This is a genomic window from Sphingomonas sp. 67-41 (assembly GCF_001899725.1).
Lineage (GTDB): Bacteria > Pseudomonadota > Alphaproteobacteria > Sphingomonadales > Sphingomonadaceae > Sphingomonas > Sphingomonas leidyi.
Window position 1 is genome coordinate 369,845 of the sequence record NZ_MKWJ01000022.1, and the last position, 20,617, is coordinate 390,461.

The 20,617-nt window shown below is 68.3% G+C and carries 16 protein-coding genes; 3 read left to right on the forward strand and 13 right to left on the reverse strand.

The window, feature by feature from the left end:
• Positions 1 to 94 precede the first annotated feature (94 nt).
• Both BGP17_RS12565 and BGP17_RS12570 read left to right on the forward strand, forming a co-directional pair.
• A complete protein-coding gene (locus BGP17_RS12565) occupies positions 95 to 1,483 on the forward strand; it encodes a glycosyl transferase family protein (RefSeq protein WP_286712253.1) in 1,389 nt (462 codons plus the stop codon).
• Positions 1,484 to 1,518: 35 nt separating this feature from the next.
• On the forward strand, positions 1,519 to 2,487 hold the full coding sequence (locus tag BGP17_RS12570; RefSeq protein WP_286712255.1) for a hypothetical protein: 969 nt from the start codon (positions 1,519 to 1,521) through the stop codon (positions 2,485 to 2,487).
• 24 nt (positions 2,488 to 2,511) lie between these two features.
• Here BGP17_RS12570 and BGP17_RS12575 read toward each other — a convergent pair whose 3' ends face one another.
• The 6 genes from BGP17_RS12575 to BGP17_RS12600 form a co-directional block, all read right to left on the reverse strand.
• On the reverse strand, positions 2,512 to 4,179 hold the full coding sequence (locus BGP17_RS12575) for an ATP-binding protein (protein WP_167300183.1): 1,668 nt from the start codon (positions 4,177 to 4,179) through the stop codon (positions 2,512 to 2,514).
• A gap of 69 nt (positions 4,180 to 4,248) precedes the next feature.
• Positions 4,249 to 4,971, reverse strand: a complete 723-nt coding sequence (locus tag BGP17_RS12580; RefSeq protein ID WP_167300533.1) for a TIGR02186 family protein — start codon at positions 4,969 to 4,971, stop codon at positions 4,249 to 4,251.
• A gap of 35 nt (positions 4,972 to 5,006) precedes the next feature.
• Entirely contained in the window at positions 5,007 to 5,921 is a 915-nt protein-coding gene (locus BGP17_RS12585; protein ID WP_167300182.1) for a sulfite exporter TauE/SafE family protein, read from the reverse strand.
• A gap of 52 nt (positions 5,922 to 5,973) precedes the next feature.
• Positions 5,974 to 6,216 carry a hypothetical protein gene (locus tag BGP17_RS12590; protein ID WP_286712258.1) on the reverse strand — a complete coding sequence of 81 codons (243 nt, stop codon included), beginning with the start codon at positions 6,214 to 6,216 and terminating at the stop codon, positions 5,974 to 5,976.
• Positions 6,213 to 6,668, reverse strand: a complete 456-nt coding sequence (locus BGP17_RS12595; RefSeq protein WP_286712260.1) for a hypothetical protein — start codon at positions 6,666 to 6,668, stop codon at positions 6,213 to 6,215. Before BGP17_RS12595 ends, BGP17_RS12590 begins: the two co-directional genes overlap by 4 nt.
• Before the next feature lie 224 nt (positions 6,669 to 6,892).
• The gene (locus BGP17_RS12600) at positions 6,893 to 7,099 is read right to left on the reverse strand and encodes a hypothetical protein (RefSeq protein ID WP_286712262.1); all 207 of its coding nucleotides are present in this window, start codon (positions 7,097 to 7,099) and stop codon (positions 6,893 to 6,895) included.
• Between the two features lie 179 nt (positions 7,100 to 7,278).
• Between BGP17_RS12600 and BGP17_RS12605 the strand changes: the two genes are divergently transcribed.
• Complete coding sequence (locus BGP17_RS12605; RefSeq protein ID WP_167300179.1) at positions 7,279 to 7,428, forward strand: hypothetical protein; 150 nt, start codon at positions 7,279 to 7,281, stop codon at positions 7,426 to 7,428.
• A 165-nt stretch (positions 7,429 to 7,593) separates the two neighbouring features.
• Here the strand turns inward: BGP17_RS12605 and gltB are convergent, their stop codons facing one another.
• From gltB to putA, 7 genes are all read right to left on the reverse strand, one after another.
• Positions 7,594 to 12,102 (reverse strand): glutamate synthase large subunit, encoded by a 4,509-nt coding sequence (gltB, locus tag BGP17_RS12610; protein WP_286712266.1) that lies wholly within the window; start codon positions 12,100 to 12,102, stop codon positions 7,594 to 7,596.
• A 5-nt stretch (positions 12,103 to 12,107) separates the two neighbouring features.
• Complete coding sequence (locus BGP17_RS12615; protein ID WP_286712269.1) at positions 12,108 to 12,869, reverse strand: DUF2059 domain-containing protein; 762 nt, start codon at positions 12,867 to 12,869, stop codon at positions 12,108 to 12,110.
• Positions 12,869 to 13,561 carry a DUF2059 domain-containing protein gene (locus BGP17_RS12620; protein WP_286712270.1) on the reverse strand — a complete coding sequence of 231 codons (693 nt, stop codon included), beginning with the start codon at positions 13,559 to 13,561 and terminating at the stop codon, positions 12,869 to 12,871. The genes BGP17_RS12615 and BGP17_RS12620 overlap by 1 nt, the downstream gene beginning before the upstream one ends.
• Before the next feature lie 17 nt (positions 13,562 to 13,578).
• Positions 13,579 to 15,015, reverse strand: coding sequence for an NAD(P)-dependent oxidoreductase (locus tag BGP17_RS12625; RefSeq protein WP_286712271.1), 1,437 nt, complete (start codon positions 15,013 to 15,015; stop codon positions 13,579 to 13,581).
• 123 nt (positions 15,016 to 15,138) lie between these two features.
• The gene (locus BGP17_RS12630) at positions 15,139 to 15,945 is read right to left on the reverse strand and encodes an undecaprenyl-diphosphate phosphatase (RefSeq protein WP_167300174.1); all 807 of its coding nucleotides are present in this window, start codon (positions 15,943 to 15,945) and stop codon (positions 15,139 to 15,141) included.
• A gap of 41 nt (positions 15,946 to 15,986) precedes the next feature.
• A complete protein-coding gene (locus BGP17_RS12635; protein WP_167300173.1) occupies positions 15,987 to 16,907 on the reverse strand; it encodes an NAD-dependent epimerase/dehydratase family protein in 921 nt (306 codons plus the stop codon).
• Positions 16,908 to 17,013: 106 nt separating this feature from the next.
• Entirely contained in the window at positions 17,014 to 20,601 is a 3,588-nt protein-coding gene (putA, locus tag BGP17_RS12640) for a trifunctional transcriptional regulator/proline dehydrogenase/L-glutamate gamma-semialdehyde dehydrogenase (protein WP_286712273.1), read from the reverse strand.
• Positions 20,602 to 20,617: the final 16 nt, after the last annotated feature.

A 20,617-nucleotide genomic window follows, 5' to 3' on the forward strand; every position in this document is an offset into this window, starting at 1 on the left:
ACGAATTAACCGTCTCCGTTTCGGAGGGAAATGCACCAATCGGCTTGATCGTTCCGAGAGCGGCACGGTTTAGTTCCATCTCCGAATCGGGGGAATGGGGGCAGCGTTGGGGGAAGGAGCGATCCTCTGGGTCGACGCGATCGCGCGCGAGATGACTCTGTTCGCCGCCTTGTGGTTCGTCATCGGCGGTATCGACGACCTGTGCGTCGACCTGATCTACCTGGCGCGGCGCCTGCGCCGCCGGCAGCCGGCCCCGCTCGCGCTGGCGGGGCCGGCGCCGGCGGGGCGCATCGTGGTGTTCGTGCCCGCATGGGACGAGTCCGCGGTGATCGGCAGCATGCTGCGGGCCGCGCTCACGCGCTTCGATCATCCGGATTACCGGATCTATGTCGGCACCTATCCCAACGATCCCGCGACGATCGCGGCCGTGGCGGACGTGGCGCTGGCGGACGCCCGGGTGCGGCTGGTGATCGGCGCGGCCCCCGGCCCTTCGACCAAGGCGGACTGCCTCAACACGCTGTGGCGCGCGCTGCTGCGCGACGAAGCGGCGGAAGGCTTCGTCGCCAGCGCCGTGGCGCTGCACGATGCCGAGGACGTGGTGCATCCGCTCGAGCTGCGCGTCTTTGCGCACGGCCTGATCGATCATGCCGCGGTCCAGCTGCCGGTGCTGCCGCTCGCGCACCGGCATTCGCGCTTCTTCGCCGGCCATTATCTCGACGAGTTCGCCGAAGCCCATGGCCGGGCGCTGGTGGTGCGCCAGACAGTGGGCGCGGGCCTGCCCTTTGCGGGGGTCGGCTGCGCGATCCGGCGGGAGGCGCTGGCGCGGCTGGCGGCGATGCGAGGCGGCGCGCCCTTCGATGCCGACAGCCTGGTCGAGGACTATGAGCTGGGCCTCACCCTGGCGACGATGGGCATGCCGGCGCGGCTGATGCGCATCGCCGAAGCGCCGGGCGGGCCGCCGGTGGCGGTGCGGGCCTATTTCCCGGACCGGATCGACGCCGCCGTGCGGCAGAAGGCGCGCTGGATGATCGGCATCGCGCTCGCCGGCTGGGACCGGACCGGCTGGGGCGGATGGCGGCGGATCGGGGACAATTGGATGCGGATGCGCGACCGGCGCGCGACGCTGGAGATCCCGGTGCTCGCCCTAGCCTATCTCTCGATCCTCGCCTGGGCACTCTCCCTCGGCGCACATCTGCTGGCGGGCACCGACCCGGCGATGCCGCCGGCGCTGATGCGCGGGCTGCTCCTGGCCACTTTCGGGCTGCTCGTCTGGCGGCTCGCGGTGCGCGCGGCGTTCGTCGGCCATGCCTATGGCTGGCGGGAGGCGCTGTGGTCCGTGCCTCGCATATTCTCGAGCAACGCCGTCGCGCTGCTGGCCGCGCGGCGTGCGCTGTTCGTCTATGTCGCCATGCTCCGGGGGATGCCCCCGCGCTGGGACAAGACCGCGCATCGTTTCCCCGATCTCCGGCCGGCCGGCACCTGATGCGCGGGCGCGGACGGCCGCTCCGTTTCCTCGCGATGGTGACTATCGCCTGGATCGGCGTGCGCGTGGCGCTGCTCTGGCCCCGGGCCGGATCGCTCCCCGCCGCGATCGAAGCGGCGCTGCCGCGCGACCGCGCCGTGCCGCACCGCGTGCCATCGGCCGGCATGCCGCTACGAGCGCCGGTGCCGATACCGCGAAGACCCATACCGCCGCAAAGGATGCGATCGCCGCCGCCCGCCTATCGGGTGCCGCTGGGCGAGGAGCATCCCAGCGTGCAGCTCGCGCTGATGGCGCTCGCCCAATATGGCGCGGTTTCCCTGCCGTCCCTCCTCCCGCAGCCGGCGCGGGAAGCGCCGGCGCCCGCGAGCGCGCCCGAACGGCTCGACCCCCTGCCCGATCGCTGGTCGCTGAGCATGTGGATGGTCGCCCGCGGCGAAGGGAATTTGGGTGCCGCGCCCGGGGGGCAGATCGGCGGAGGACAGGCAGGCGCGCGCGCGGCATGGCTGGTCTCGCCGCGCAGCCGCATCGCCGCCTATGGCCGATTCACCGCGCCGCTCCGAGGCAGGGACCGCGAGGCGGCGCTGGGATTGGAATGGCAGCCGACCCGGGCACCCATCCGCCTGGTCGTCGAGCGCCGCTTCGGGCTCGACCGCAATCCCGGCGGCACCGGGCTGGGAACGATCGCGGGAATCGATGCGGAATGGCGCGGCTTCCGGCTCGAAGCCTATGGCCAGGCCGGCGCGGTGCTGCGCCGGCGCGCCGACCCCTATGCCGATGGCGCGGTGCGCGGCACCCGCATGATCGGTGCCAACGGGCCGGTGCGCTTCGCCCTCGGCGCGGGCGCCTGGGGCGCGGCGCAGCGCGACGCACAGCGGCTCGATATCGGTCCCTCGGCCACGCTTGCCGTGCGCAACCTGCGCCTCGCGCTCGACTGGCGCCAGCGCGTGGCAGGCGGGGCGCGGCCCGGCTCGGGCCCGGCGCTCACGCTGGGGGCCGATTTCTGACGGCTGCCCCGTGCGGGGCGCCGGTCACTTGCCCTGTGCGCGCCAGCGGCGGATCGTGCGCTCGAGGATCTGTTCCTCGCCGCCGGTGTCGCGCCACAGCTCGGAGAAGAGCGGATCGTCCGATGCCGGCCGCTTGGCATCCTCGAGCGAATCGAAGAGCAGGCGGATCGGCGTCGCCACGCCTTCGCCCACTGCAATGCACTCGCGGTTCCGCAGCGCGGGGATCGAATCGAGGAAGCCGCGCGCGCCTTCGGGCATCGCCGCCCTGACAAAGGCCTGGTCGCGTTCGTTGTTGAGGCGCATCGAGAGGATCGTGCCGCATTGCGAGAGCACGCCTTCCGCCAGATCGGAGGGGCGCTGGGTGATCAGGCCCAGCGACACGCCATATTTGCGGCCTTCCTTGGCGATCCGGCTGAGAATCCGGCCGACCGAGGAGCCATCGGCATTGCGCTCGTTCGGGACGTAGCGATGCGCCTCCTCGCAGACGAGCAGGATCGGCCGCTTGCTCTCCCCGCGCGACCAGATCGCGAAGTCGAACACCATGCGGCTGAGCACCGCAACCACCACTGAAGTGATTTCCGAAGGCACGCCCGACACGTCGATGATCGAGATCGGCTTGCCGTCGCCCGGCAGGCGGAAGACCCGCGCGAGGAAGCTCGCCATCGTGTCCGCCACCAGCATGCCCGAGAACATGAAGGCGTAGCGCGGATCGCCCTTGATCTCGTCGATCTTGGAGCGGATGCGCAGATACGGCGCCGTGTCGGTCGCCTTGTCCATCTTGCCCATTTCGAGCTGCAGGATCTGGGTGAGATCCGACAGGAGATAGGGGATCGGCGCATCGACGGTGAGCTTGCCGATCTCCGCCGCCAGCCGGTTCTTCTGCTTGGCGGCGAGCACGCATTTGGCGAGGATGTCCGCGTCCACCTGCCGGTCCGAGCCCGAGGTGGTGAGGAACACTTCGCAATGCTCCTCGAAATTCATCAGCCAGTACGGCATCTGCAGGTTGCCGACATCGTACAGCGCGCCCGTGGTCTTGAAGGCGCTGGCATATTCGCCGTGCGGATCGATCATCACCACATGGCTTTGCGGCGCCATCTCGCAGATGCGATGCAGGATCAGCGCCGTCGCGGTCGATTTGCCGGTGCCGGTCGAGCCGAGCAGCGCGAAATGCTTGCCGAGCATCGAATCGACGTACAGGGCCGCGCGGATGTCGCGCGTCGGATAGACCGTGCCGATCTCGACATGGGCGCGATCCTCGGCGGCGTAGATCTGCTTCAGGTCCGCGGTCGACACCGGGAAGACCGGCGCGCCCGGTGTCGGATAGCGCGTCACGCCGCGGCGGAACTTGTAGAGCTTGCCCGTCAGCCGCTCCTCGTCGCCCTCGCCGAGAAAGTCGATATAGGCGGCGATATGCTCGCCCTGGAGCTTGAGCGAGCGGACATTGGCGATCAGCCAGGTCGCGCCGACGCGCACCTTCACCTGGCTGCCGACCTGGCCGGCATTGGCGATGGTGGGATCGGGATTGCCGCCGAGCGCGTGCAGCGCCTCCGGATCGAGCAGCACCTGGCTCGACGAGCCGGCAATCTCCAGCACCGCGCCGATCGGCTCGACCGGCGCGTGCGAGGGCAAGCCCCCGGAAGTCGGAACCGGCGCCGCGCCTTCGAACCCGCGCGCGCCAAATTGGCCGTCCATCGGCTACTCCCCGTTAACGTTCCCAAATATGCGCGCGGGGAAGTAAAGATTGGGTGAGTTTCGAAGCTTTCAGAAGCGTTTCCACACCGCGCCCGCGCCCCAGCCGAAGAGAATGGAGAGCGCGACCGCCACGATGCCGTAGAGTATCGAATAATGCTCCGCCGAATGCGCGACGAAACGTTCGAAGCCCGATTTGCGGATCTCGATGCCCCGAACGGCGGCAGCAAGGACGCGGCCATCGCGGATCAGGAAGGTCTCGGCAGTGAACTTGCCGACCGGCACGCGCGCCGGAATGGCCAGCCGGGCGCGATAGAGCACGCCGTCGGCGATCTCCACCGCGCCGGGCGCCTGATAATAGAGCCCGGCCCGCGTGCGCAGGTCCTCGAGCCCCTTGTCGAAACGACCCTGCACCTCGGGCGCCGCGCCGGATGCGGGCGAGAGCTGCAGGCTCTCGACGCCCAGTTCGTAGATGGCGCGGGTGCGCTCGTCGACGATCTTCTCGATCGGTTTGGACGAAGCGATGGCGTAGAAGCTGGGCGCCGAGCGATAGCGCATCCGCTGGGCGTTGATCCAGATGCCCGCCACCTGCTCCTTCTCGCGCACCTGCACCGATTGGGTGGGACCCTTCACCACCACCACGATGTCGGCGGGCTTCTCGCCCTGTTCGGGCGCGCGGCCGCCGGGATAGAGGATCGCACCGAACAGCAGCAGCTCGGCGCCGGTGAAGGAATAGGCGATCTCGATGTCGCGCTGCGAAACGTCGGGGACGAGCACGGGCTTGGCCTGCCCCATCAGAAGCGGCGCCAGGAGCAGGAGCAGCGCCCTTCTCACAGCAGCTCCACCGAATAGATCTCGTCGGGCTGCCAGGCGAGGCCGAGCAGCATGCGCACCGCGACGAGCAGCACGATCACCGCCAGGATGAGGCGCAGATATTCGGGCTTGACCTGCATCGCGAAGCGCGCGCCCATCTGCGCGCCGATCACCGAGCCGAGCAGGAGCAGGGCGGCGAGGACGATGTCGACCGCCTTGGTGGTGGTGGCGTGGACCATGGTCGCGGCGGCGGTGACGAACAGGATCTGGAACAGCGAGGTGCCGACCACGACCTGCGTGCCCATGCCGAGCAGGTAGAGCATCGCCGGTACCAGGATGAAGCCGCCGCCGACGCCGAGCAGCACGGTGAGGATGCCGGTGAAGAAGCCGAGCAGCAACGGCGCGAGCGGGGAGATATAGAGGCCGGACGCGTAGAAGCGCCAGCGCAAGGGCAGCATTGCGACGAGCGGATGGTGGCGGCGCTTGCGCGGGAGAGGCGGGCGGGCGCCGCGAGTCACACGGATCGCCTGCACCGATTCGTGCAGCATCAGCCCGCCGATCGAGCCGAGCATCAGCACATAGAGCATGCCGATCACCACATCGATCTGGCCGCTCTTCTGCAGCAGCGTGAACAATGCCGCCCCGGCGATGCTGCCGATCACGCCGCCCACCACCAGCACCACGCCCATATGGACGTCCACGCCGCCGCGGCGGAAATGCGCGAGCACGCCCGAGACGCTGGCGCCGGTCACCTGGCTCGCCGCGGATGCGGCGGCAACGGTCGGCGGGATGCCGTAGAAGATCAGCAGCGGCGTGGTAAGGAACCCGCCGCCCACGCCGAACATGCCCGAGAGCAGGCCCACGCCGAACCCGAGCGCGACGATGACGAGCGCATTGACCGACAGGTTGGCGATCGGGAGGTAGAGGTCCATCTTGCCCGCAGCGATACCGCGTTTGCCCGGCAGTGCAAAAGCCTGTCTGGCCTCACCTTGCAGATACGACCCGATGCGCCGCCGCGCCGATCGGGGCGCCCGGCTCGATGCCGGCCAGATCGGCAAGCATCGTTGCGGGCGCCATCCTGCGCCATCGGATCGTCGAGCGCGCAGGCAGATGCCTCGTTCTTGCCGCGGAGCGGGCGATCACGCGCCATTGCCGCGGGGCCGGCAGGCAGTGCTCGCGCCCTTCCGGCCCGGGAGCGGCGATGCCCCCATCCGGTACGTTCGTCATGCCCCGATGAGATGCAGCGTCGAGACCGCCATCGCGTTCCACACGCTATGTGCGCCCATCGTCACCGCGAACGCCTGACGGAAACCATGCGCCGGGCGGATCCGCATGTAGAGATGGGCCAATATGGCAAACGCCATTCCCGTGGCAATGGACGGGACGTTCGCGCCATGCGCGAGCCATCCGGCGGCAAAGGCAAGCATGAGCGCCAGCCAACGCCACGGGCCGCGCCATCTGCCCATCAAAGCCCATAGCAGAGAGAATAATATGGTCTCCAGGAAGGGAGACAGGAATATATCCACCAGCACCGATGCCGGAGTCGTTTCCGCGGGCCGGTGCTCGGCACCCCCAATCTCGCCGGAAAGCGCCGCCCACGCAAAGACGAAGGATGCGACGACAAGATAGATGCCGATGCCATAGGCGAGCGCGAGACGGGTCGCGCGCCCGAATTTCATTGGCGTCAATGCGATTTGGGGCGAACCTTCCTGCGAAGCGCCACGAATAGAAGACATGCACCAACCGACGCCATGAACGCAGGAAATCCGCGTATGCCGGCGAAGATATCCAGCACCGCGAAACATGCAACGGATATCAGGATGAAATAGAATATCTCATATTTGATCTTCATGCGATCCTCGATCGACAGGCTGGCGACGCGAGGTCGCCAGCCGAGAAGATATCAGTGAAATCCGAGATTGGGTGGCGGCGGGCCGCCATTTTCCGCCACATGCTTTACCGCGTCATACACGGCCTTCCCGAGGAAGGATCCGATGAAAGCACGCGCGATCGTGCTCAGGCCTCCATTGACGAGGGCGATCTGATCGTCGTTCAGATCGATGATACCAACATCGCTGGAGAGTGAATGAGCGAAATTATCTGACACCATTTCGGCTCCATCTTTCAAACAGTGCGACGGCACATTCCGAAGCTACTGAAATTTCATTTCATCATTAAATATAGATTCGGTCAATCGTTGACTCCGATCGGTATATTCGCCAGCATCATTACGAATCATGGCCGAATGGAGGAACTATGCAGTATTCTTATTTGAGTAATACTTCTGTCATGATCGAGTTGAACGCCGACGAGATCGATCAAGTCGATGGCGGCCTCTATCGCATCGCCGGGTCGGTGCTCGGCGGGCTGGTCTATGAGCTGGTGAAGCGCGTGGCGGAAAATGGTGGTCCGCCGCCACCCAATCTCGGCTTTCACTGATCGAAACACAGGCCGCGGATGCGGGGCGGGCTTGCACGTCGGCGTCTGCGCGACACCCCTCTTCCCCGGGCCTCTTCCCCGGGCCGGATGGCGGGGAAGAGGGGCCCCCTCACGGCGGCACAGGCTGACCGGCCGTTCCCTTTGAGCAGAGGAAGGTGAAGCGGATTATTCCGCCGCCACCGCCTCCGCCGCATCGTCATTGAGCGGCTGGGGCAGGCGCGACAGCATTTCCCTGGGCACCACCTGCCAGAAGGCACCGATCGCGCGGTCCCAGTCCTCGAGCAGGCCGGCTGCCCATTTGCTGTCGGTCGCGGCGACATGCGCCTCGACCAGCGCGCGCAGCCGGGCTTCCCAATGCGCCGAGGCCAGGCGCTGCCAGACGATGCTCTCCGGGTTGGCGCGCTGCGCGAAGCTGTCGTCCGCGTCATAGACGAAGGCCATGCCGCCCGTCATGCCCGCGCCGAAATTCATGCCGACCTCGCCGAGCAGCACCGCGATGCCGCCGGTCATGTATTCGCAGCCATTCGCGCCGCAGCCTTCGACCACCACTTCGGCGCCCGAATTGCGCACCGCGAAGCGCTCGCCCGCCTGGCCGGCGGCGAACAGCCGGCCCGAAGTGGCGCCATAGAGCACGGTGTTGCCGAGGATCGTGTTCTTCCACGATTCGATCGGCGAGCTGACCAGCGGCCGCACCACGATCGTCCCGCCCGACAGGCCCTTGCCGACATAGTCGTTGCTGTCGCCGAACACTTCGAGCGTCACGCCCTTGCACAGGAACGCGCCGAGCGACTGGCCGGCCGAACCGCGCAGGCGGACATGGACATGCCCGTCGGCAAGCGCCGACATGCCGAAGCGGCGCGTGATCTCGGACGAGAGCCGCGTACCCACCGCGCGGTGCGTGTTCCGCACATTATAGGTGAGCTGCATCTTCTCGCGCCGCGCGAAGACCGGGGCGGCATCCTTGATCATCTGCGCATCGAGGCTGTCGGGCACTTCGTTGCGGAAGGTCGACAGGCTGAAGCGGCGCTCGGCATCGTCGGCATCGACCTTGGCGAGGATCGGGTTCAGGTCGAGATCGTCGAGATGCTCGGCGCCGCGGCTGACCTGGCGGAGCAGCTCGGTGCGGCCGATCACTTCGTCCAGGCTCTTGAACCCCAGCCGCGCCAGGATCTCGCGGACCTCCTCGGCGATGAAGGTCATCAGGTTGATGACCTTTTCCGGCGTGCCGACGAATTTCTGGCGCAGCTTCTCGTCCTGGGTACAGACGCCGACCGGGCAGGTGTTCGAATGGCACTGGCGCACCATGATGCACCCCATGGCGACCAGCGACAGCGTGCCGATGCCGAACTCCTCGGCGCCAAGGATCGCGGCGATGACGATGTCGCGCCCGGTCTTGAGCCCGCCATCGGTGCGCAGCTTCACCCGGCCGCGCAGGCCGTTGAGCGTGAGCGTCTGGTTCACTTCGGTCAGGCCCATTTCCCAGGGCGTGCCGGCATATTTCACCGAAGTCTGGGGCGAGGCGCCGGTGCCGCCGACATGGCCGGCGACGAGGATGACGTCGGCATGCGCCTTGGCCACGCCCGCCGCCACCGTGCCGATGCCCGCCGAGCTGACCAGCTTCACGCACACCCGGGCGCGCGGGTTGATCATCTTCAAGTCGTAGATGAGCTGCGCCAGGTCCTCGATCGAATAGATGTCATGGTGCGGCGGCGGCGAGATCAAAGTCACGCCCGGCGTCGCGTGGCGCAGCCTGGCGATGAACTCGGTGACCTTGAAACCGGGCAGCTGGCCGCCCTCGCCGGGCTTGGCGCCCTGGGCGACCTTGATCTCGATCTCGTCGCAGGCGTTCAGATATTCGGCGGTGACGCCGAAACGGCCCGAGGCGATCTGCTTGATCGTGGAATTGGCATTGTCGCCATTCTCGTACGGCGTGTAGCGGTTCTTGTCCTCGCCGCCTTCGCCCGACACCGCCTTGGCGCCGATGCGGTTCATCGCGATCGCCAGCGTCTCGTGCGCCTCCGGGCTGAGCGCGCCGAGCGACATGCCCGGCGTGACGAAGCGCTTGCGGATCTCGGTGATCGCCTCGACCTGGTCGATCTGGATGCCTTCGTTCGGGAAATTGAACTCGAGCAGGTCGCGCAGATAGACCGGCGGCAGGTCGCGCACGCCGCGCGAGAAGGCGAGATAGGACGAATAGCTGTCGGTCGAGACCGCCGTCTGCAGCAGGTGCATGAGCTGGGCCGAATAGGCATGCGTCTCGCCGCCATGGCGCTGGCGATAGAAGCCGCCGATCGGCAGTGTCGCGACGCCGCGATCATAGCCCGCCTGGTGACGAAGCATCGCCGAGAGATGGAGCGAGGCATAGCCCTCGCCCGAGATCTTGGCGGGCATGCCGGGGAACAGGTCGTTTACCAGCGCCCGGCTGAGGCCCACCGCCTCGAAATTATAGCCGCCGCGATAGGAGGAGATCACTGCGATCCCCATCTTCGACATGATCTTGAGCAGGCCCTCGTCGATCGCCTTGCGGTGGCGCTTGAGGCATTCCTCCAGCGCGATGTCGCCGAACAGGCCGCGCGCATGGCGATCGGCGATCGAGGCTTCGGTGAGATAGGCGTTCACCGTGGTCGCGCCGACGCCGATCAGCACCGCGTAATAATGGGTGTCGAGGCATTCCGAGCTGCGGACGTTGACCGAGGCGTAGGAACGCAGGCCCCGGCGGACCAGGTGCGTGTGCACCGCCGCCGCCGCCAGCACGCCGGCGATGGCGACGCGGCTCTCCGAAACATGCTCGTCCGTCAGGAACAGCTCGGTGCAGCCGGCGCGGACCGCCTGCTCGGCCTCGTAGCGGATGCGGCGGATCGCCTCGCGCAGGTCGTCCGGATCGTCGCCGACCGGGAAGGTGCAGTCGATCTCAGCGCACTGGTCGCCGAAATGCGCGCGCAGCCGATCCCAATCGCCATTGGTGAGTACCGGGCTGTCGAGCACCAGCACCTTCGAGCCGCCGCCCTCGGTGTCGAGGATGTTGGCGAGGTTGCCGAAGCGCGTCTTGAGCGTCATCACCTGCCGTTCGCGCAGGGAGTCGATCGGCGGATTGGTGACCTGGCTGAAATTCTGGCGGAAGAACTGGCTGATCAGGCGCGGCTTGTCCGAGATGACGGCAAGCGGCGTGTCGTCGCCCATCGAGCCGATCGCTTCCTTGGCGGTCTCGACCATCGGGGCGAGGATCAGCTCCATGTCCTCGAGCGTCTGCCCGGCCGCGACCTGCCGACGGGTCAGCTCGGCCCGATCGAAGCGCAGCGGCGCGGCATCGGGCTCGGGCAGGTCGGCCACGGTGATGAACTCGCCGATCATGGCGGCATAGTCATGCTCGCCGGCGATCCTGTCCTTGATCTCGCGGTCGCAGAGCAGGACGCCCTGGTCGAGGTCGACCGCGATCATCTGGCCCGGGCCCATCCGGCCCTTGGCGATCACGGTCGATTCGGGGATCTGGACCATGCCGGTCTCGGAGCCGACGATCAGCAGGCCGTCCGAAGTCTGGGTGTAGCGCAGCGGGCGCAGCGCGTTGCGGTCGACGCCCGCCACCGCCCAGCGCCCGTCGGTCATCGCCAGCGCGGCGGGGCCGTCCCACGGTTCCATCACCGAGGCAAGGTATTTGTACATCTCGAGATGCTTCTCGGGCGTGTGCTCGTCCCATGCCTCGGGCACCAGCATCAGCTTGGCGGTGGGCGCGTCCCTTCCCGAGCGGCAGATCGCCTCGAACACCGCATCGAGCGCGGCGGTATCCGACGCGCCGGCCGGGATCACCGGCTTGATGTCCTCCGAACGCTCGCCAAAGGCGATGCTCGCCATCTTGATCTCGTGGCTGAGCATCCAGTTCTTGTTGCCGCGGATCGTGTTGATCTCGCCATTGTGCGCCAGGCAGCGGAAGGGCTGGGCCAGCCACCATTGCGGGAAGGTGTTGGTGGAATAGCGCTGGTGGAAGATCGCCACGCGGCTGGTGAAACGCTCGTCGCGCAGGTCCGGATAGAAGTCCGACAGGCTCTCGGCGAGGAACAGGCCCTTGTAGATGATCGAGCGCGTCGAGAGCGAGCAGATGTAGAAGCCGTTGATCTGGGCGGCGATCACCCGCTTCTCGATCCGGCGGCGGACGAGATAGAGTTCCTTCTCGAACTCGGCGGCGTCCATCGCGCCGAGGAGCGGCCCCGCGATCATGATCTGCTCGATCTCGGGGCGCGTCGCCTGCGCCTTCATGCCGATGACCGAGACGTCGACCGGCACCTGGCGCCAGCCATAGATGGTGTAGCCCGCCTCGATGATCTCGCTCTCGACGATCGTGCGGCAGGCCTCCTGCGCGCCCAGGTCGGTGCGCGGCAGGAAGACCATGCCCACCGCCAGCCGGTTCGGCAGCACGCGGTGGCCGCCCGCGGCGATCGCGTCGTCGAAGAAGCGGACGGGCAGGTCGACATGGATGCCGGCGCCGTCGCCGGTCTTGCCGTCGGCATCCACCGCGCCGCGGTGCCACACCGCCTTCAGCGCATCGATCGCCGACTGGACGACGCGGCGCGAGGGCTGGCCGTCGGTCGCGGCGACCAGGCCGACGCCACAGGCGTCTCCCTCGAACTCGGGACGGTACATGCCCTCGCGGGCGAGCCGTTCGCGTTCGTCCAGCTTCATCTCAACTACTCCGTGCCGGTCGACGAAGACGCATGGTCTTCGAGCGTTTCGGGATCGACGCCGAACAGTTCGGCGAGCTTCTTGCGTTCTGCGGGCGACAGGTCGCCCTTGGTGCGCACCGCCGGCAGGTCGGCAGTCGCAGCCTGCGCCTTCCGGACCAGGCCGGGCATCGCGTCCGTCAATTCGGGCATGATCGCGTTCATCGCCTCCATCATGTCCGGCCCCATGGCGATGAGGAGCGCGCGCGACGCATAATGGGCGCCCGCCGGCGTGGCGAAATAGCGATCGAGATCCTCGAGCTCGGCACCGCTGAACTCGCGGGCATAGGCCCTGGCCAACGCGACCCGCGCCTTCGGTTCGACCCTGGTCATGATGTCGCCCATGCCGGCGGTGATGACCTGCATCGTGCGGCGCTGGCGCTCCCGCCAGGCCGGATCGTAGATCTCCATGATCTCGCGCATCTTGACGGCACCCAGCGCCTGGGCCTGCGCCTCGGTGACTCCGCCCATCTGCGCCAGCTTGGCGACCGGCATCTCGCCCACCTGGCCGACGATCTTGTCCATCATCGCGCTGAAGCTCTTGTCGAACAGCTGCTTGTAGATGCCGGCCGGCAGCAGCTTGGCGACGAGACGATCGGCCACGGCCAGGCGAGCGGGATCGACCGGGCCGAGCGCCGGCGCGGCTGGCGCGGGTTGCGGCACCGTCTGCGCCTGCACGGCGCCGCTGCCGGCGAACAGCAGGAAGGCGGCAAGGAAGGACGGGCGCATCACTTGCCGCCCTTCCTTGCGCGATAGTCCGCCGCCAGCTTGTCCTCCAGCGCCTTCAGCTTCGGGAGATTGGCCGCGATCAGCCTGTCCGCCCAGGCCTGGCTCGCCGCCGAGATCCTGGGGTTGACCGTGCCCATCTTCTGCGACGCCGTGCTGCCGGCGAACGCCATCAGCGCGGGATAATCCTCCGCGGTCATCTTTGCCATCACCGCGGCGATCGCCGCCTGCTGCATCTCCTGCGGAGACTGGCCCGGCGCGCTGCCCATCCTCTCATAGGCTTCGGCGCGCACCTTCTGGCCGGTGGGGCTGCCGAAAAAGGCGAGCATGTCGGTCACCTCGGCGGGGGTCAGCGCAGTCCTGAGGATGCCCTCGATCTCCGCGCGCAGCGAGGGAAGCGCGGCGACCAGCGCCGACGCGAACTGCGCGCGCAGCTGGCCGCCCACCGCCTGGCGCATCGCGGGATCGGCGGCATAGGCTGCCTTGCGCTCGGGATTGGCGGCGATCTGCCGATCCATGCCGGTGTCGAAGGCCTTGCCGGCCAGCCGGGTGACCGCCTCGTCCGGCGCCAGCAATGCGACGAGCCTCTGGATATCGGTGTCGGCGACCGGCGCAGCAACCGGCGCGGCGGCGAACGCCGAAGCCGGGGTCGGTGCGGCGGCGCCCAGGGCAAGGGCCAGGAGGAAGGGCTTCATGGGCATCGACAACCTTATCAAGCAGCCCGTGCCGCATCGGCGCGGGCGCGCATCCAGGCATGCATGTGCGCCGCCACGTCGCGGCCGTCGCGAATCGCCCAGACGACCAGACTCGCGCCACGGACAATATCGCCGGCCGCGAAAACGCCGTCGAGGCTGGTCATCATCGTGCGCCCGTCCGTGCGCAGCGTGCCCCAGCGCGTGACGCCCAGCCCCTCGGCACCGAACAGGCGCGGCAGGTCCTCGGGCTCGAAGCCCAGCGCCTTGATCACCAGATCCGCCTGGAGCTGGAAGGCACCGCCCGGATCAAGTTCGGGCGCGCGACGGCCCGAGGCGTCGGGCGCACCCAGCCGCATGCGCGTGGCCCGCACGCCGCTGACCCGGTCGCCACCGTCAAAGGCTTCGGGAGCCGAGAGCCAGACGAACTCGACGCCTTCCTCCTCGGCATTGGCGGTCTCGCGCTGCGAGCCGGGCATGTTCGCCCGGTCGCGGCGATAAAGGCACTTCACCGAGGCCGCGCCCTGGCGAACGGCAGTGCGGACGCAGTCCATCGCGGTGTCGCCGCCGCCGATCACCACGACATGCTTGCCGTTCGCATCGAGGCTGCCGTCGTCAAAGGCCGGAACCGCATCGCCGAAGCCCTTGCGGTTTGAAGCCGTGAGATAGTCGAGCGCCTCGACGATTCCCGTCGCGCCGACGCCCGGCGCCTGGATGCCGCGCGCCTTGTAGACGCCGGTGGCGATCAGCAGCGCATCATGCCGCTTGCGCAGATCGTCGAGGCTCGCTTCCCGGCCGACCGCGAAGCCCAGGTGAAAGACGATCCCGCCCTGTTCGAGCCGCTCGATCCGGCGCATGACGATCTGCTTCTCGAGCTTGAAGCCCGGAATGCCGTAGGTGAGCAGTCCGCCGGCGCGATCGTGCCGGTCATAGACATGCACCTCATAGCCATATTCGCGCAGATACTCGGCCGCCGCCAGGCCCGCCGGCCCCGCGCCGACGATGCCGACCGACTGGCCGCGCGCCGGGCCCACCGCCACCGGCTCGACCCAGCCCTCTTCCCAGGCGGTGTCGGTGATGAACTTCTCGACCGAGCCGATGGTGACCGCACCATGGCCGGAGAATTCGATGACGCAATTGCCCTCGCACAGCCGGTCCTGGGGGCAGATGCGGCCGCAGATCTCCGGCATGGTCGAGGTGCTGTTCGACAGCGCATAGGCTTCGCGCAGGCGCCCCTCCGCCGTGAGGCGCAGCCAGTCCGGGATGTGATTGTGCAGCGGGCAATGCACCGAGCAATAGGGCACGCCGCATTGCGAGCAGCGGCTGGCCTGTTCCTCGGCCGTGGGCACCGCGTAGCGATCCGCGATCTCGCGGAAATCCTCCGCGCGCAGTTCCGCCCCGCGCTTGCTTGGATAAGCCTGCGCCGTTCCAACGAATTTGAGCATCGTTTCCGCCATGCGGCCGCGCTAACGCCGCAAGCGAGTCGATAAAAGTCAGCAAAGCTGACCTATATTGGGTTTTTCTGCGTCGCCGGCCCGAATTTGAAATATTCTTACGTCATTTTAGGGCCGATACGGACCTTACCGCATCGAGAGCCAGACGATCGCCCCGATGCCGGCGATGATCCGGTACCAGGCAAAGGGCGCGAAACCATGTTTCGAGACGATGCCGACGAACCATTTGATGACGACGATCGCGACGACGAAGGCAGTGACGAAGCCGATGCCGATCTCGTCCCATCCCACGCGGGCCGAGGCGATCGCGTCGTGATTCTTGAGCAGCTCGAGCGTGGTGGCGCCCAGCATCGTGGGGATGGCGAGGAAGAAGCTGAACTCGGCGGCGGTGCGCCGCTCCACGCCCAGGCTGAGCGCGCCCATGATCGTCGCCCCCGAACGGCTTACGCCCGGGATCATCGCGATGCACTGGATGAAACCGATGCCGATCACCCGGACCAACGGGATCTCGGCGATGCCATGGATCGTCGCGGACTTCACCAGCCGCTCGATCACCAGGATCGCGATGCCGCCGATCACCAGCGCCCAGGCGACCACCATCGGCTCGCCGAGCAGCACCTCGATCTTCGAATGGAGCGCGAGGCCGATCACCGCGGCGGGGATGAAGGCGACGAGCAGGTTGCGGGTGAAGCGCCACGAGACCGGGTTCATCCGGAGGAGGCCGGAGGCCACTGCCCAGAAGGTCCGCCAGTAGAGCACCACCACCGCCAGGATGGCGCCGAGCTGGATGACGACGTTGAACATCGCCCAGGTGGCGGCGTCATAGCCGAGCAGCTCGGACGCGAGGATCAGATGGCCGGTCGAGGAGACCGGCAGGAATTCGGTGATCCCCTCGACAATGCCGAGGAGGATCGCAACCAGGGTTTCGCTCATGCTTGGCTATGCTCCGATGCGCCGGCGGCGCGAGAAGATGTTCAGGCGGCCAGCCTGGCGAAGCGGCCGTTGCGGCGATAGCGGACGAGCCAGGTCGAGGCGACGCTGGCGAGCGGCGTCGGCACGATGCCGAGCGCCGCGAGCCCCGGCGCATCGCCCGCGACATTGTCCGCCTGGAGCATGCGCCACTGGTCGCGCGTGATTGGCGTGCCGGGCAACATGGCGATCAGCGCGCCGAGCGGATCGGGCAGTTCGGCAAAGGCCGGCTTGTGGCCGGTCGCGCCGGCGAGCCAGTGGAGGAGCTCGGCCATGGTCAGCGTGTCGGGCCCGCCCAGCGCATAGGCCTGGCCCGCGGACTGCTCCGGCGCGGCGAGCACCGCCGCCACCGCCCGGGCGACGTCGACGACATAGACCGGCTGGAAACGCACGCCGGCGCGCAGCACCGGCACCACCGGCCCCATGCCGAGCATCGCAGCGAACCGGTTGGTGAACTGGTCCTCGCGCCCGAAGACAAAGGAAGGACGCAGGATCACGGCTTCCGGAAAGGCCTGCCGCACCGCGGCCTCGCCCGCCGCCTTGGAACGGCCATAGGCGGAAGCCGAATCCCCCTCGGCGCCAAGCGCGGAGAAATGGACGAGCGATGCGACGCCGGCCGCCCTGGCCGCAGTGGCGACGGTGCGCGCGCCGGCAGTGTTGACGCCGTCGAAATCGCCCTTGAGCACGCCCGCCAGGTTCACCACCGCATCGGCGCCGGCGACCGCGGCGGCGATCGTTTCGGGCCGAGTCACGTCGGCGGCGACGAACTGGGTCTGGCCCAGGCCGCCCAGCGGCTTGAGGAACCAGGCATCGCGCGGCCGGCGCTGGGCGATTCGCAGGCGCGCGCCCGCGGCGAGCAGTTCCTGCGCGACATAGCGGCCGACGAATCCGCCGCCGCCGATCAGCACTATGAGTTTGTCCTTCATGCCCTTGGTCCTGGAACTGAAACCTGCCTGCCGGCCGAGCCTCACCCCATGCCGCGCGGCGGACGGAGAGGCAAGCGCCGGATGGCACCGGGCAGGACGGACCGGATCAGCCGATCGTCATCAGGCTGGCATTGCCCCCCGCCGCGGTGGTGTTGATCGAGATCGATACTTCCTCGAGCAGCAGCTCGATCGGATAGCCGGATTCGCCCGTTGCCAGCAGCGGGACGATCGGTCCGTCCAGCGCCGCCAGTTCCCGGGCCACCGCCACGACGTCCCCTTCGACCAGTGCCGCGGCGAGGGGCTCCGCCGCATCCGGCACGAAGGCCGCGGCGACCCGGGGCGGCAGGCCATGGGGCAACGCCATCCCGTCGAGCCTGCCCTTGTTGCCCGTCGCCAGCACCGCGGCCATCTGGTCATACAGGCCGGATACCGTCACGGGGCGCATCAGGATGCGGCCGCGCGGATGGAGCGCGTAGAGGTTGCGCTCGCCCACCGGCCCCGGCAGCTCACGCTCGAAGCCGAGTGCCGAGGCCGCGCCATAGCGGCGCGCCGCATCGGCAGCCCGCACTTCGCCCTGGGCATCGAGCCAGGCGGCGAATTCGCCCAGCGGCGTCCCGACCGATCCCATGGGCGCGATCGCAACCGGCGCCGCGCCCACCAGCCGGCCGAGATAGAGCGGCCCGCCCGCCTTGGGGCCGGTACCCGAAAGCCCCCGCCCGCCAAAGGGCTGCACCCCGACGATCGCGCCGATCACGTTGCGGTTCACATAGAGATTGCCCGCCTTCACCCGCGCGGTCACTTCGGCGACCGTCTCGTCGAGCCGGGTGTGCAGGCCGAAAGTGAGGCCATAGCCGGTGGCGTTGATCGCATCGATCAGCGCCGGCAGGTCGTCGCGGCGATAGCGCAGCACGTGGAGCACCGGGCCGAACACCTCGCGCTCGACATCGGCGATCGCATCGATCTCGATGATGGTCGGCGGCACGAAGGTGCCGTGCCCGGTCGCGGCCGGCAGGTCCTGCTGCTCGATGCGGTGGCCCCGCGCGCGCATCGTCGCGACATGGCGCTCGATAGTGTCGCGCGCCTCGGCGGTGATCACCGGGCCGGTATCGACGTTGAGCGCGTCGGTGCGGCCGATGCGCAATTCCCTGAGCGCGCCCTTGAGCATCGTCAGCGTGCGATCGGCAACCTCTTCTTGCAGGCACAGGATCCGGAGCGCCGAACAGCGCTGGCCCGCGCTGTCGAACGCCGAGGCGATGACGTCGGCGACGACCTGCTCGGCAAGCGCGGAGGAATCGACGATCATCGCGTTCTGGCCGCCGGTCTCCGCCACCAGCGGAATCGGCCGGCCAGCGGGGGACAGGCGCGGGGCGAGCTGGCGCTGGATCAGGCGGGCCACTTCGGTCGAGCCGGTGAACATCACGCCGGCGGTCGCGGCCGCGCCGACCAGCGCCGCGCCGATCGCGCCGTCGCCGGGAACCAGCTGGAGCGCGTCGGCAGGGACCCCCGCCGCGTGGAGCAGCGCCACTGCCTGGGCGGCGATCAGGGGAGTCTCCTCGGCCGGCTTGGCGAGCACCGGATTGCCCGCCACCAGCGCCGCCGCCACCTGGCCGGTGAAGATCGCCAGCGGGAAATTCCACGGGCTGATGCAGACGACCGGACCCAACGGCAGCTGGGCAGCGCCGAAGGTCGCACGTGCACGCGCCGCATAATAGCGCAGGAAATCAATCGCTTCGCGTACCTCCGCAATGGCATTGGGCAGCGATTTGCCTGCCTCGCGCACGATCAGGCCGAGCAGCACCGGCATTTGCGCCTGCATCGCATCGGCGGCGCGCTCGAGCATCGCAGCGCGTTCGGCGACCGGCGTGGCGCCCCAGCCAGAGGCTGCGGCACGCGCGACCGCGGCGGCCGCCCCCTCGGGCGAAATCTCGACCACGGCGCCGACCTCGTCACGATTATCCGCGGGATTCAATATCTTGCGCCCCACTCCCTGCCCATCGGCCGGGACCGCCCGCCATGCGATCGTCGCACTATGCTGGAGCGCCTGAGTCAGCTCCGTGAGCGCAGTCTCGTCACTCAGATCGATGCCGTCCGAGTTGCGGCGGTCCGGATAGAGCGTCGCGGGAAGCGCGATCCTGTCGTGATGCGCGCCCGGATCGGGCATCGCGCGCACCGTCTCGACAGGGTCCGCGACCAGCTCCGAAACGAGAATTTCGGGATCCGCGATACGATTCACGAAGGAGGAGTTGGCGCCATTCTCCAGCAAGCGACGCACAAGATAGGCCAGAAGCGTCTCATGCGTGCCGACCGGCGCATAGATGCGGCAGGGGCGATCCAGCTTCGCCGCGCCCACCACCTGCTCGTACAGCGGCTCGCCCATGCCGTGCAGGCACTGGAACTCATACTGGCCCAGCGCGAAGTCCGGCCCGGCGAGCCGGTAGATCGTCGCCAGCGTCTGGGCATTGTGCGTGGCGAATTGCGGAAAGACCCGCGCACCCGCCGCGAGCAGCTTCCGCGCACAGGCGATGTACGCCACATCGGTATGCGGCTTGCGGGTATAGACCGGGAAATCGCGCAGCCCGTCGACCTGGGCGCGCTTGATCTCCGCGTCCCAATAGGCGCCCTTGACCAGCCGGACCATGATCCGCCGCCCGGCCCGCCCGGCAAGGTCGACGATCCAGTCGATCACGAAGGGGCAGCGCTTGCCATAGGCCTGGACGACGAAGCCGAGCCCGTCCCAGCCGGCCAGGTCGGGATCCAGCGCCAGGCTCTCCAGCAGGTCGAGCGAGATTTCGAGCCGGTCGGCTTCCTCGGCATCGATGTTGAGTCCGATATCATAGCGCCGCGCCAGCACCGCCAGCGTCTTCACCCGGGGGAGCAGCTCGCCCATCACCCGGTCCGCCTGGGCACGGCCATAGCGCGGGTGGAGCGCCGAGAGCTTGATCGAGATGCCCGGCCCCGCATAGACGCCGCGCCCGTTCGACGCCGCGCCGATCGCATGGATGGCGTTCTCGTAATCGCGATAATAGCGCTCGGCATCCGCCCCGGTGGTCGCCGCCTCGCCGAGCATGTCATAGCTGTAGCGAAAGCCCTTGGCCTCTTCGTGGCGCGCGCGCTTCAGCGCCTCGGCGATCGTCTCGCCGGTGACGAACTGCTCGCCCATCATCCGCATCGCCAGATCGATCGCGCGGCGGATCACCGGCTCGCCGGCGCGCGCGACGAGGCGCATCAGCGCGGCGCCCAGCCCGCGATCGTCGACGCTGTCGACCAGCTTGCCCGTCACCACCAGCGCCCAGGTCGCCGCATTGACGAACAGCGACTTGCCGCCGAGATGCGCGCGCCAGTCGCCATCGGCGATCTTGTCGCGGATCAGCGCGTCGCGCGTGGCATCGTCGGGGATGCGGAGCAGCGCCTCCGCCAGGCACATCAGCGCTACGCCCTCCTCGCTCGACAGGGCATATTCCTGCACCAGCGATTCTACCGCGCCGCCGCGGCGCCGGGCGCGCAGGCCGGTGACCAGCCGAGTCGCCGTCTCGCGGATCGCGGCGCGGGTGGCGGGATCGAGCGTCGCCGCTTCCAGCAGCGGCGCCACCGCCGCGCGCTCGTCGAGGCGATAGGCGGCGGTGATCGCCCGGCGGAGCGGAGTCGGTTCGCGGACGGGCGGAGCGAAGGCGGCGAAGGGCGCGGGCTGGGTCATCCCGCCATGATACGCC

Bases quoted from the DNA above. Each gene is read 5' to 3' on its own strand.
- BGP17_RS12570 (WP_286712255.1), top strand. From the start codon at position 1,519: ATGGTGACTATCGCCTGGATCGGCGTGCGCGTGGCGCTGCTCTGGCCC.
- BGP17_RS12565 (WP_286712253.1), top strand. From the start codon at position 95: ATGGGGGCAGCGTTGGGGGAAGGAGCGATCCTCTGGGTCGACGCGATC.
- BGP17_RS12615 (WP_286712269.1), bottom strand. From the start codon at position 12,869: ATGCGCCCGTCCTTCCTTGCCGCCTTCCTGCTGTTCGCCGGCAGCGGC.
- BGP17_RS12600 (WP_286712262.1), bottom strand. From the start codon at position 7,099: ATGGTGTCAGATAATTTCGCTCATTCACTCTCCAGCGATGTTGGTATC.
- BGP17_RS12595 (WP_286712260.1), bottom strand. From the start codon at position 6,668: ATGAAATTCGGGCGCGCGACCCGTCTCGCGCTCGCCTATGGCATCGGC.
- BGP17_RS12585 (WP_167300182.1), bottom strand. From the start codon at position 5,921: ATGGACCTCTACCTCCCGATCGCCAACCTGTCGGTCAATGCGCTCGTC.
- BGP17_RS12580 (WP_167300533.1), bottom strand. From the start codon at position 4,971: ATGGGGCAGGCCAAGCCCGTGCTCGTCCCCGACGTTTCGCAGCGCGAC.
- BGP17_RS12620 (WP_286712270.1), bottom strand. From the start codon at position 13,561: ATGAAGCCCTTCCTCCTGGCCCTTGCCCTGGGCGCCGCCGCACCGACC.
- BGP17_RS12590 (WP_286712258.1), bottom strand. From the start codon at position 6,216: ATGACGAACGTACCGGATGGGGGCATCGCCGCTCCCGGGCCGGAAGGG.
- BGP17_RS12635 (WP_167300173.1), bottom strand. From the start codon at position 16,907: ATGAAGGACAAACTCATAGTGCTGATCGGCGGCGGCGGATTCGTCGGC.
- BGP17_RS12630 (WP_167300174.1), bottom strand. From the start codon at position 15,945: ATGAGCGAAACCCTGGTTGCGATCCTCCTCGGCATTGTCGAGGGGATC.
- putA (WP_286712273.1), bottom strand. From the start codon at position 20,601: ATGACCCAGCCCGCGCCCTTCGCCGCCTTCGCTCCGCCCGTCCGCGAA.
- gltB (WP_286712266.1), bottom strand. From the start codon at position 12,102: ATGAAGCTGGACGAACGCGAACGGCTCGCCCGCGAGGGCATGTACCGT.
- BGP17_RS12575 (WP_167300183.1), bottom strand. From the start codon at position 4,179: ATGGACGGCCAATTTGGCGCGCGCGGGTTCGAAGGCGCGGCGCCGGTT.
- BGP17_RS12605 (WP_167300179.1), top strand. From the start codon at position 7,279: ATGATCGAGTTGAACGCCGACGAGATCGATCAAGTCGATGGCGGCCTC.
- BGP17_RS12625 (WP_286712271.1), bottom strand. From the start codon at position 15,015: ATGGCGGAAACGATGCTCAAATTCGTTGGAACGGCGCAGGCTTATCCA.